Raw genomic sequence first — 11,981 nt, 5'->3', positions numbered from 1 at the left:
ATTTGGACAATGATGAAAAGTTCAATAAAAACAGTATGTTTAGTGTTCAACAACAGTTAATACAAACATAGCCAAAAGATATTAAAAAATTGGTGAGGTTGAAGTAACTCTAAAACAAAATTTCATACTCAGTCACAGAGTAAAACTCTTTGTTTGCTTCTAACGTGGCGCTTGGAAAGTGCGGTTGGTTAGGTGAGTCAGGGTAAAATTGTGTTTCAAAACACACTCCTTGATGGGCTTGATATAGCACGCTATCTTTGCCTTTTTTGTTTTCAAAGTGATTTGCAGTAAAAATCTGTATGCCTGGCATGTTGGTGTATACCTTAAGAACAACATCGCTGTTTTGTGATATCGCTTTACCAGCATAAAATGCAACTTTTGTTTGAGGGGCATAAGCGTCTAAACATAAGTTGTGATCTAAGCCGTTTCCATATGCAATCTGTTGATGGTTTGAAGCTAATGGCTGACTAATTGCGGTGAGTTCTCGAAGATCAAAAGGTGTGTTGTCTACCTCTGCAATCTCACCAGTGGGTATCGCACGTTCGTCGGTAGGTGTGTAGTGACTGGCTAATAATTGAATCTGATCCGCTTCGACCGAACCACTATTGTGACCTGACAAATTAAAATAACTATGGTTTGTAGGGTTGTATAAGGTTGTTTGCTCTGCAGCTGCCAAATACTCTATTTTTAAACGATTCTGTTCAGTTAAGGTATAAATCACTTTGACCTTAATTTCGCCAGGGAAACCTTGATCGCCGTCTGGACTAGATAAGGTCAACATAATTGAAGGATTATCGGCGTCAGACAATACGGTGCATTGCCACACTTTGGAATTAAACCCTTGGCTACCACCATGTAGACAGTTGTCGCCTAGGTTGATATCGGTTTGATATTTTTTACCTGCTAAAGTAAATTTTCCTTTGTTGATGCGGTTTGCGTATCTTCCGATTAAAGCACCTAAAAAACTGTCGTCTGCTAAGTAGTCATTTACTGTGTCGTAACCTAAAACAATATCGGTGTGTTTATTTTGCTTGTTGGGGATCAACCAACGATGAATAATTCCGCCAAGATTAAGGATCTCGACGCTTGAACCTTGATGATTAGTTAAGCAAAATTTTTCGACTATAGTGCCATCTGGCATTTTTCCAAAGTTTGACTGCTTTATCATGCTTTAAACCCCAAAGTACTTTGAATGGCACTTGCCCATCCTTTCAGTAATTTTTCGTGGTTTATCGCATCCATTTCAGGTTCAAAATGGTTGTCAATCTGGTTCATGCTAGCCAACTCGTCAGTTGATTGGTAAATACCGACTTGTAAACCAGCTAAATAAGCGGCGCCTAATGCGGTGGTTTCCATTACCTTGGGCCGTTCGACTGTTATATCGAGTACTCCAGCCAGAAATTGACAGACCCAACTGTTGGCAACCATGCCACCATCAACTCTTATTTTTTTAGGGTTGACGCCATCTTCACTCATGGCTTTTAGTAAATCTGATGTTTGCAAACACACAGACTCAAGTGCAGCTCTTGCTAGGTGAGCACCGCTGGTAGCCCGAGTTAAACCAAATATTGCCCCTCTGGCATCAGGTGCCCAATAGGGCGTGCCCAATCCAGCAAAAGCAGGTACCAAAAACACTCCATGATCATCAGGGATGCTTTTGGCCATGGCTTCAGTTTCTGACGCGTTTTGAATGATTTTTAAACCGTCTCTGAGCCATTGCACGGCAGCGCCAGCAATAAATATCGAACCTTCTAATGCATAGTGGGTTTGACCTTTGATGCTGTAAGCCACAGTTGTGAGTAGTTTGTTTTTGGATAACAGCGCTTTTTCGCCGGTATTTAACAATACAAAACAACCCGTGCCATAGGTACTTTTGATATCGCCTTGTTTGAAACAACATTGGCCAATGCTTGCTGCTTGTTGGTCTCCGGCAACTCCCGCTATAGGCATGGAGTAGCTGAAAAGTCCTTCTACAGTATGACCAAAATCATCAGCGCATTCTTTCACTTCAGGCAACATTGATTTGGGTACGTTAAATATGTCGAGTAACTTGTCGTCCCAACTTAAAGTGTGAATGTTAAACAGGTTAGTGCGACTGGCATTAGTCACATCAGTGGCATGTACTTTACCGCCTGTTAAGCGCCAGATAAGAAAACTATCTACTGTGCCAAACGCTAACTCGTTGGCATCGGCCTTTTGTCTTGCGCCTTCGACATTATCTAAGATCCAAGCTACTTTTGTCGCTGAAAAATAAGGGTCCAGCAACAATCCTGTACGTTCTTGAACTGCGGTTAATTGTCCTGCTTCTTGTAACTTTCTGCATTGCTCAGCAGTGCGCCTGTCTTGCCATACTATGGCGTTGTATAAGGTTTTTCCGGTTTTTTTGTCCCAGACCAATGTGGTTTCTCTTTGGTTTGTGACACCTATTGCTGCAATTTTTGCGTCTTTTGCTGTGGCCTGGGCAATGGCTTGTTTACATACGTTGACTGTTGTTGACCAAATATCTTCTGGATCATGTTCTACCCAACCATCATTTGGATAATGCTGAGAAAACTCTTGCTGTGCTACAGCAACAATACTTGAATCTGCAGCAAAAACGATGGCTCTGCTAGACGTCGTTCCTTGGTCAATAGACAGAATGCAGTTTTCCAACGGCATAGGATGCTCCTTTGAATATGTGAAAATTTTCAATTATTTCAGATGTTTAGTTGTTAGCTAATGTTTTTCTAACAGCGGTTGGCAAGTATAATATTTTTTATGCTGAGAACATAACCAAATATATAAATTGAAATTGAAATAGTGGACTGAAATTAAGGGATTGGTGGTATTTTTTGACCATAGGATCCCACAGAAAATACCTTTTGATTGTGCATATATCTATAGTATGCTGAATTTTTCATCTGCTGTTTAACGGTTAATTTGATATACCAAAAAGATATACACCCTCTCGGACGGATTAACCATATACCTAGAGTTCTCGCGACAACTTATGGTTTACTCATTGCGTGGTTAGTTTTAGGTTCATCTTTACTCGATTCACAATTTATCTGGATTATTCCCACCTGTTTATTTTGGCCACATTTCGCACTACTAGCAACAAATCTCTCTTCAAATGGACGAAGACAGGAACAAATCAATATGCATTTGGATGCTTTCTTTACTAGCCTAATAGTGCTGGCGACACCCACTTATTCTTTTGCATCCACTATTATTACTATTTTGATAGCAAATGCACTTTTTGTCGGCAGTTATCGTTTGATGTTTAGCACTATGTTAGTGGTAGTTTCCACCGTTCTCATAGGCGCAATTACGTTACCCGATCTGCATCTTTTAGATGAGCAATTGAACACAATTATTGCAAGTAGTATTTTCTTGCTTATTTACTTAAGTGCATTCGCTTTGGCGGTATATAAACTGACGCGTCAGTTAATAAAGCTCAATAGTAAGGTTAAAACTCTATCCTTAACAGATCCTTTAACTCACTGTTATAACCGATTATATTTGGAAGATAGTTTAAACAAAGAAATACAGCGTTCATATCGATTTAAAATCCCGCTAACGGTTATATTCGCTGACTTGGATCATTTTAAGAAGATTAACGATCAAGAAGGCCATAATGCTGGAGACATTGTTTTAAAAGAATTTGTTCAACTGGTGAGTACATCTATCCGCAATAACGTTGATTGGATAGCTCGTTTTGGTGGTGAAGAATTTATTATTACTTTACCCAATACAAGTGCAGAAAACGGAGCAAAGCTAGCTAATCGTATAAGAGAGAAAGTCAGTCAGCATAATTTTGTTTTAGCTGATAAACCTATCCACGTTAGTTGCAGTTTTGGTGTAACCGAAATTGATTTTAATAAAGATGAACTTAACGCTGAACAACTGACTTCTAATGCTGACCAAGCTCTTTACAAAGCAAAAGAAAATGGTCGAAATAGGGTCGAGATATTTACTGAAAAAAATTAGCAACCTAACACTCTGTTGAACTGCATCGAGACTGCACAATAACGGATTTTGTTTGATTGAATAAAAAATCCCATATCAATCTTCACTTGTGACTTAACCCCCTTCGATTAAAATCTGTAAAGCTATTATTCCTTCTGTTACCAAATTGCGCCAGCTAGTCGTTTTTTTCTACTATTTCAAACACTTCTAAAAAACCAGTGATGACGAGGCCTAGAAACCGATCAATTTGCTGCTTTTAGTCCTTGACATGATAGACCGGTGGTACCTAAACTGTGTATTGTGGGTAAAAGTGGCATAAAGTGGATCTGGCGGATTAAATAATCCCAAAAACAAAGAATAATAAGATCAGATTTTGTTGAGTGTTGTGCTTACAAGTTAATTTTCGATAGATAAAAATAAAAAAGGTTAGGGGAATTATGTTCCGCGGCGCTAATGCAATCAATCTAGATATTAAAGGTCGAGTCACTATACCTACCAGGTATAGGCAGTCCTTGCTGGATGATTGTAAGGGACAACTCGTCTGCACTATTGATACGCAACAACCTTGTTTGCTGCTTTACCCACTTTCTGAATGGGAAGAAATTGAACTTAAATTAAGCCGTCTTTCTAGCATGAATCCACATGAGCGCAGAATGCAGCGCTTATTGTTGGGTTATGCCAGTGAAGGTGATATGGACAAAAACGGGCGGTTTTTATTAGGCGCTCCTTTGCGTCAACACGCCAAGCTCGATAAACAAATTATGTTAGTTGGCCAGTTCAATAAATTTGAGATCTGGGACGCAGACGTATGGCAACAACAAATCAATTTAGATGTAGCAACAGAGCAAGAAGCTAACTTTGAATTGACTGAACGACTGCAGGATTTCTCACTTTAATGGAAAATGATTTTTCACATTTATCAGTATTACTTCAGGAGTCTATCGAAGGCTTAGCGATTAAGCCTGATGGCATCTATATGGATGCGACTTTTGGACGAGGTGGCCACTCTACACAAATATTAAAAGCACTATCAGCAAAAGGTCAGTTGATTGCGATTGATCGAGACCTAAGTGCCATTGAAGCGGCAAAGTCCTTTGCTGACGATACACGTTTTTCTATTCATCATCGTCCTTTTTCTGAATTACAGGCAGTGGCTGAAGAGTTAGGCCTAATTGGCAAGATTGACGGGATCTTAATGGATCTTGGGGTGTCTTCACCACAATTGGATGATGCTGGTCGCGGTTTTAGTTTTATGCGTAATGGCCCACTCGATATGCGTATGGATATAACCAGAGGATTAAGTGCCGCGCAGTGGTTAGCGGTGGCTGATGAGCAAGACATCACCCAAGTCATCAAAGAATTTGGTGAAGAGAAATTTGGTAAACGTATTGCTCACGGTATTGTCAATGCACGGCAAATTGAACCTATTACCGATACGGCTCAGTTAGCCGAAATCATTGATCTGGCGGTGCCGGTCAAAGATAAATATAAACACCCAGCGACTCGCAGTTTCCAAGCGATACGTATCTATGTCAACAGTGAGTTAGATGAAATCAAAACCGGCTTGAAAGCGGCTTTAAATATATTGGCGCCAAGTGGACGGTTAGCTGTTATTAGTTTTCATTCTTTAGAAGACCGTTTAGTCAAACGTTTTATACGTGAGCAAAGTCGCGGTTTAAACGTGCCTCATGGCATGCCTATTATGCAAGCAGAGATAGATGCGGCTAAAGCGATGAAACCTATTGGCAAAGCGATTAAGCCATCAGCCGAAGAATTACAAAAAAATGTGCGAGCTCGAAGCTCTGTGTTGAGAGTGGCAGAGAAGTTATGAGTGCCCCGAACACGAACTTTAATTTATTCAGTTTTGTAGTTGCTGATTTAGCCCGCCATCCAGTGCGGGTTTTGTTGTTTCTAGCACTCTTAGTTAGTGCGGGTTTAGTGATACTTAGTGCCCACCATAATAGGCAAATGTCGATAGCCATCGAACGCTTGATGCAAGAGAAAGATCAACTGGATGTTGAGTGGCGTCACTTGGTGCTTGAACAAAGTGCATTGACTGAACACAACCGTATTGAGGCGCTTGTTAAAAGTCAGCTCAACATGCATCGTCCTTTACCTAGCGAAGAAGTAGTGGTGAGGATTAAATGAGCCGAGTCACCGCTAATACCAAAAGTAAAGGTAGAACCAATCAAGCAAAAGTAAACAGTGCGCCAAGTTTATTGCATTGGCGTTTTATTATAGTGATTACCGCCATTGTTCTGGTGTTTGTTGGTTTGAGTATTCGTGCAGCCTACATACAAGTTGTTTCACCAGATTTACTTATTCAGCGTGGCGATAACCGTACTTTGCGTACTCATGCCAATCCTTTACATAGAGGTTTGATTGTTGACAGAAATGGTCAGCAATTGGCTGTGAGTGTACCAGTTAGAGCAATCTGGGCAGATCCTAAGGCCGTTGCCCAATCAATCGAAGAAGCAGCAAAAAAAGCGGAAGAAGACCCCAGTTTTGATTTGAAAGCAAAACAACGAGAAAACAAAAAACGCTGGAAGGCACTGGCTGAAATATTAGGTCAAGATTTAGATACGCTTAAAGAAAAAGTCAGCAATCCCAAAAAACGTTTTGTATATGTGCAGCGTCAAGTCTCCCCTGCAATGGCTGAATATGTTGAACAACTTAAGTTAGATGGAATTTACCTTCGTGATGAATCTAGACGTTATTATCCAAGTGGTGAAGTATCCGCTCACGTTGTAGGTTTTACTAACGTGGATGATGCCGGCATAGAGGGGATTGAAAAGTTATACAACAAGTGGTTAGCAGGTGCACAAGGCTCACGTAAAATTAGACGTGACGGAAAAGGCCGAATGGTTGAGTTGATTGAATCTGAAGAAGGTGAAAAACCGCAAGATATTCAGTTAACCATTGATCAGCGCATACAAGCTTTGGCTTATAAAGAATTAAAACAAGCGGTTCAATATTATGAAGCAACGTCTGGGTCGGCTGTAGTAGTAGCAGTTAACACTGGTGAAATCCTAGCCTTGGTCAATAGCCCTTCATTTAATCCAAATAATCGTTCAGGTGTTTCAGCCCATAGAATTCGTAATCGAGCAGTAACTGATGCCTACGAACCGGGTTCGTCAATTAAGCCTCTAGCGGTGTTAAGTGCATTAGAGTTTGGATCTGCACAAGTAGACACCTTGATTGATACCTCTCCGGGTTGGATGCATTTAGGCGGAAATATTGTCAGAGACTCGCGCAATTATGGCGAAATTGATTTAACCGAAATTATTCGTAAGTCTAGCAATATGGGCACTTCAAAGTTGGCCTTGTCTGTACCTAAAGATTTCCTACTGGATATGTACTACAACGTCGGTTTAATGAGTGACAGTGGCGCTAATTTGCTGGGCGAAAGCAACGGTATCTTTAACGAAAGAAACCGCTGGTCAGATTTTGAATTGTCTACTTTATCTTTTGGTTATGGAATATCCGTCACCGCATTGCAGTTGGCTCGTATGTACAGCATTTTAGGTGACGGTGGCATTCGCCGACCATTGAGTATTATTAAACCAGACACACCTGTAGAAAGTGAGCGTGTTATCAGCGCTCAAGCGACCAAACAAATATTACAAATGATGGAAAGTGTGACAGAACAAAATGGTTCGGCAGAACAAGCACACGTTCCGGGTTATAGAGTTGCAGGAAAAACAGGTACTAGTCGTAAGGCTGTTGCCAATGGTTACGGTGAAGAATACGTTAACATTTTTGCCGGCGTTGCCCCTGTGTCTAATCCGCAATTGGCCGTGGTCATTTTAATTAATGAGCCTAAAGGTGAGCTTTATTATGCAGGACAAACTGCAGCCCCAGTTTTTTCTAAAATTATGGCAGCCAGTTTACAAATGTTGAATGTGCCCCCTGATGATAAAACTGTTTCATCATTGGCCGTTTCCTCTGTTGATGTTAACAAGAGGGCAGCAAATGCAGGCTGATATGGTAAGTATTAATAGACAATTTCCTCAGGCGTTTGATCAAAGTATTAAACCTCTATTGGCCAATTTTGGCATTGATGCACCCGACATCATGATCAGTGACTTGGTCTTAGATAGCCGAGATGTGGCAATTCATAAGGCGTTTATTGCTATTGATGGGCATGCATTGGATGGTCGAGACTTTATTCCTCAAGCGATCAGTTTAGGTGCCAAAGTCATAGTCGCACAATGTGATGATTCGACTCACCATGGCCATCTAGAAATGCGCGAACAAAGCGTCATAGTGTCGTTTTATCAACTCGCTGAAAAACTCTCCGAGTTAGCTGGGCACTTTTATCAATTTCCGGCGAATTCAATGTCTGTGATTGCAGTAACGGGCACTAATGGTAAAACCTCTACTGTGCAGTTAACCAGCCAATTGGCTAATTTAATGGGAGAACAAGCGGCTTCCATTGGCACCTTAGGTGCTGGTATGTATTCGTCGACCGCTGATTCTCAGACCCAAGAAGATACCGTTAACACCACACCAGATGCTATTAGTATGCAACGCTTATTCGCTGAATTCGTTGCTGAAGGGGCGTATCAAGTTGCATTAGAAGCCTCGTCCCATGCTCTGGTACAAAACCGGATCAAAGCGGTTAAAACCGATATTGCAGTGTTTACTAATCTAAGCCGAGATCATCTTGACTATCACGGTTCAATGGCTGAATACGCAGCAGCAAAAAGGCTTTTATTAAAGCAACCTGAATTGGCTTACGTTGTACTTAACGTCAATGATCCTGAGCATAAAAATTGGTTGGCAAATATTTCTGATACAACCTCAGTTGTGCTCTATGGACAGAATGTCAGCGTTACTGATTTACCAAGCAAATATAAATATTGTGTAGCGAATAATGTGCGATATACCTCTGAGGGCATTGGTTTATCGATACAATCCTCTTGGGGAGAGTGTGAACTACGTTTGTCATTATTGGCTGAATTCAATGTGGCCAATGTACTAGCTGCGATTTGCAGCCAATTATGTTTGGGTAAAAATCTAAAACAGATTGCTTACATAGTGCAAAAGTTGAAACCCGTTGCTGGAAGAATGGAGCTGTATAGCCGCCAAAACAAGGCAACCATAGTGGTGGATTATGCGCACACACCTGATGCGCTAGAAAAAGCCTTGTTAGCCACTAAACAACACTGTCACGGAAAATTATATTGTGTGTTTGGATGTGGTGGTGATCGCGATGTAGGCAAACGCTCATTGATGGGCGAAATTGCTGAGAGATATGCTTATCAAGTTATCTTAACTGATGACAACGTGCGCAGTGAAAATCCTAAAGACATTATTCAAAATATTCTATCTGGCTGCCTTAATCCCGAGCAGGTTCTGATTGAGCATGACCGTAAAACAGCAATAAAGACCGCGGCCTCAATGGCAGCCCCTGGCGACATGATTTTAGTCGCGGGAAAAGGTCATGAAAATTATCAAATTATAGGTAATCAAACGTTGGCGTACGATGAACGTCAATTTGTTGCACTTCTTCAAGAGGGGAAAATAATATGATCCCGGTTTCACTATCCTGGGTTGCAGAACAGGTTAATGGGCAGTTAATAGCTCAGAAAAAGCAGGATTTGATCATCGAAGGTGTCAGTACTGATACCAGAAGTATTCAGCCTACTGATTTGTTTTTGGCACTAAGGGGCCCCAATTTTGATGGGCATAAGTTTATTCAGCAAGCTGAAGAGAAAGGGGCTATTGCGCTAATTTTATCACGTGAAGTTGATACTCAACTGCCTTATATTTTGGTTGAAGATACTACGCTTGCGCTTGGTTTATTGGGTGCCGCGGTAAAAGCCAAAGTTGCACCAAAAACGGTGGGCATTACAGGCAGTAGTGGTAAAACAACTGTTAGAGAAATGGTTGCTGCGATTCTATCTCGCCGTGGCAAAGTGTTGGCGACTAAAGGCAATTTAAACAATGAATTAGGTGTGCCTATGACATTGTTAAGACTAGAGCCAGAACATGAGTTTGCTGTGATTGAGATGGGTGCCAACCATTTAGGTGAAATCGCCTATACGACTAATTTAGTCAAACCTGATGTAGCGACCATTGTGAACGCAGCGGCAGCGCACTTGGAAGGTTTCGGTAGTTTGCTTGGCGTGGCCAGAGCAAAAAGTGAAATATTTAAAGGTTTATCCGAGAAGGATGGGCTAGCGATAGTCAATGTAGATAGCCAATTTGCCGACTACTGGTTGGGTAAACTTAAGTACAACAAGGTACAAACCTTTTCAGCTGAAAAACAAGCTGGTGTCTATGCACAAGACGTTATCTTAGGCTTGGATGGTTGTGCTCAATTTGAATTAGTGACCCCTAAAGGTCGCATTTCAATTGATTTGTCATTACCTGGTTTACACAATGTGGGCAATGCTTTGGTCGCAGCTTCGTTAGCTTTACATGTTGGCGCGACTTTAGAAGATGTGCGTGAGGGGTTGCGCGATATGCCTCATGTAGCGGGGCGCTTACAAGTTAAACAACTGACCAATCAAGTGAAAATTTTGGATGACACTTACAATGCAAATGTAGGTTCAGTCAATGCTGCAATAGATTTGTTGTCTAGTTTTGCTGGCAGAAAAATATTGGTGCTCGGAGATATGGCTGAGTTGGGTGGAAAAGCCCGTTATTACCATGAACAAGTAGGTGAGTATGCCAAACAAAAAGGTATCGATAAGCTCTATACCTTGGGCGTATTAAGTCAAAATGCAAGTGATGTATTTGCCGAACATGGCCGCCATTTTAGTGGGCTGGAACAGATGATTGAGTTTATTAATCAACAAACCTTATCTGAAGCATGTGACATCAGTATATTGGTCAAAGGTTCGCGTAGTGCACGTATGGAATTGGTGGTCAAAGCGTTGGAGGAATCCCCCTTGGGAAAGCTTGAACGTTTTAGGGAGCGAATGGCATGCTAATTTGGTTGGCAGAGTGGCTACAACAGTTTGATCCTGGCTTTGGAGTTTTCTCTTATTTGACCTTGCGCGCTATCTTAAGCACTCTAACTGCCTTGCTGATTGCGGTGATTATTGGACCAAAAATGATCCGTTGGTTACAGCGTATGCAAATTGGCCAAACTATTCGTGATGATGGCCCTGAATCCCATTTGGCTAAATCAGGTACCCCCACTATGGGCGGATTACTCATTTTAGCTGCGATTGTATCGAGTGTATTGTTGTGGAGTGATTTGACCAATAGGTATGTATGGGTCACATTATTTGTTTTGGTTAGTTACGGAGTCATCGGCTTCGTAGATGACTACCGCAAAGTTATTCGTAAAGACGCAAAAGGTTTAATCGCCCGTTGGAAGTATTTCTGGCAGTCAGTGATTGCTATTGCCGTTGCTTTCTACTTGTATTCAAGCCAACAAAATCCTGCTGAAACCGCTTTGTTAGTACCATTTTTTAAAGACGTTATGCCGCAAATGGGCATGTTGTTTATTGTTGTCACCTATTTTGTCATTGTGGGAACCAGCAATGCAGTCAACTTAACTGATGGCCTAGATGGACTAGCAATTGTACCAACAGTGTTGGTTGCTGGTGCTTTTGCCATATTTGCCTATGTGACAGGCAATATAAATTTCTCTGCTTACCTCGCTATTCCTTATCTACCTTTAACCAGTGAGTTGGTTATTGTGTGTACCGCTATCGTTGGTGCTGGGCTTGGATTTCTTTGGTTTAATACTTACCCAGCTCAAGTTTTTATGGGCGATGTGGGTTCGTTAGCATTAGGTGGGACGCTAGGAATTTTGGCTGTGTTGGTTCGCCAAGAGATCGTTTTATTTATCATGGGTGGCATTTTTGTTGTAGAGACATTGTCAGTTATTTTACAAGTAGGCTCTTTCAAAATGCGCGGAAAACGTATTTTTAGGATGGCCCCAATACACCATCATTACGAACTTAAAGGTTGGCCTGAACCACGAGTCATAGTGCGCTTCTGGATTATATCTTTGATGTTAGTACTAGTGGGATTAGCCACTTTGAAATTGCGATAAAGGAAAACAATTTAAC

General features: G+C 41.3%; 10 protein-coding genes. 8 read left to right on the top strand and 2 right to left on the bottom strand.

Annotated elements, in window-relative coordinates:
* Nucleotides 1-109: 109 nt before the first annotated feature.
* Nucleotides 110-1,168 carry an aldose epimerase family protein gene (locus QZ488_RS07095; protein WP_293747137.1) on the bottom strand — a complete coding sequence of 353 codons (1,059 nt, stop codon included), beginning with the start codon at nt 1,166-1,168 and terminating at the stop codon, nt 110-112.
* A complete protein-coding gene (glpK, locus tag QZ488_RS07090; RefSeq protein ID WP_293747136.1) occupies nt 1,165-2,658 on the bottom strand; it encodes a glycerol kinase GlpK in 1,494 nt (497 codons plus the stop codon). The genes QZ488_RS07095 and glpK overlap by 4 nt, the downstream gene beginning before the upstream one ends.
* Nucleotides 2,659-2,919: 261 nt before the next feature.
* Here glpK and QZ488_RS07085 point away from each other — a divergent pair, with 261 nt between their 5' ends.
* The 8 genes from QZ488_RS07085 to mraY all read left to right on the top strand — a co-directional run bounded on the left by QZ488_RS07085 (nt 2,920) and on the right by mraY (nt 11,965).
* On the top strand, nt 2,920-3,969 hold the full coding sequence (locus QZ488_RS07085; protein ID WP_293747135.1) for a GGDEF domain-containing protein: 1,050 nt from the start codon (nt 2,920-2,922) through the stop codon (nt 3,967-3,969).
* 416 nt (nt 3,970-4,385) lie between these two features.
* Nucleotides 4,386-4,844 (top strand): division/cell wall cluster transcriptional repressor MraZ, encoded by a 459-nt coding sequence (gene mraZ / locus QZ488_RS07080; RefSeq protein ID WP_293747134.1) that lies wholly within the window; start codon nt 4,386-4,388, stop codon nt 4,842-4,844.
* A complete protein-coding gene (gene rsmH, locus QZ488_RS07075) occupies nt 4,844-5,779 on the top strand; it encodes a 16S rRNA (cytosine(1402)-N(4))-methyltransferase RsmH (RefSeq protein ID WP_293747133.1) in 936 nt (311 codons plus the stop codon). The genes mraZ and rsmH overlap by 1 nt, the downstream gene beginning before the upstream one ends.
* Complete coding sequence (gene ftsL, locus QZ488_RS07070) at nt 5,776-6,096, top strand: cell division protein FtsL (RefSeq protein ID WP_293747132.1); 321 nt, start codon at nt 5,776-5,778, stop codon at nt 6,094-6,096. Before rsmH ends, ftsL begins: the two co-directional genes overlap by 4 nt.
* Complete coding sequence (locus QZ488_RS07065; protein ID WP_293747131.1) at nt 6,093-7,931, top strand: penicillin-binding transpeptidase domain-containing protein; 1,839 nt, start codon at nt 6,093-6,095, stop codon at nt 7,929-7,931. The genes ftsL and QZ488_RS07065 overlap by 4 nt, the downstream gene beginning before the upstream one ends.
* Entirely contained in the window at nt 7,921-9,483 is a 1,563-nt protein-coding gene (murE, locus tag QZ488_RS07060; protein WP_293747130.1) for a UDP-N-acetylmuramoyl-L-alanyl-D-glutamate--2,6-diaminopimelate ligase, read from the top strand. The genes QZ488_RS07065 and murE overlap by 11 nt, the downstream gene beginning before the upstream one ends.
* A complete protein-coding gene (gene murF, locus QZ488_RS07055; RefSeq protein ID WP_293747129.1) occupies nt 9,480-10,889 on the top strand; it encodes a UDP-N-acetylmuramoyl-tripeptide--D-alanyl-D-alanine ligase in 1,410 nt (469 codons plus the stop codon). The genes murE and murF overlap by 4 nt, the downstream gene beginning before the upstream one ends.
* On the top strand, nt 10,883-11,965 hold the full coding sequence (mraY, locus tag QZ488_RS07050; protein WP_293747128.1) for a phospho-N-acetylmuramoyl-pentapeptide-transferase: 1,083 nt from the start codon (nt 10,883-10,885) through the stop codon (nt 11,963-11,965). The genes murF and mraY overlap by 7 nt, the downstream gene beginning before the upstream one ends.
* Nucleotides 11,966-11,981: the final 16 nt, after the last annotated feature.

Source organism: uncultured Paraglaciecola sp., from assembly GCF_913020055.1.
GTDB lineage: Bacteria > Pseudomonadota > Gammaproteobacteria > Enterobacterales > Alteromonadaceae > Paraglaciecola.
Note: the sequence above shows the minus strand (reverse complement) of the source record. Positions and strands in the feature narration are given on the sequence as shown.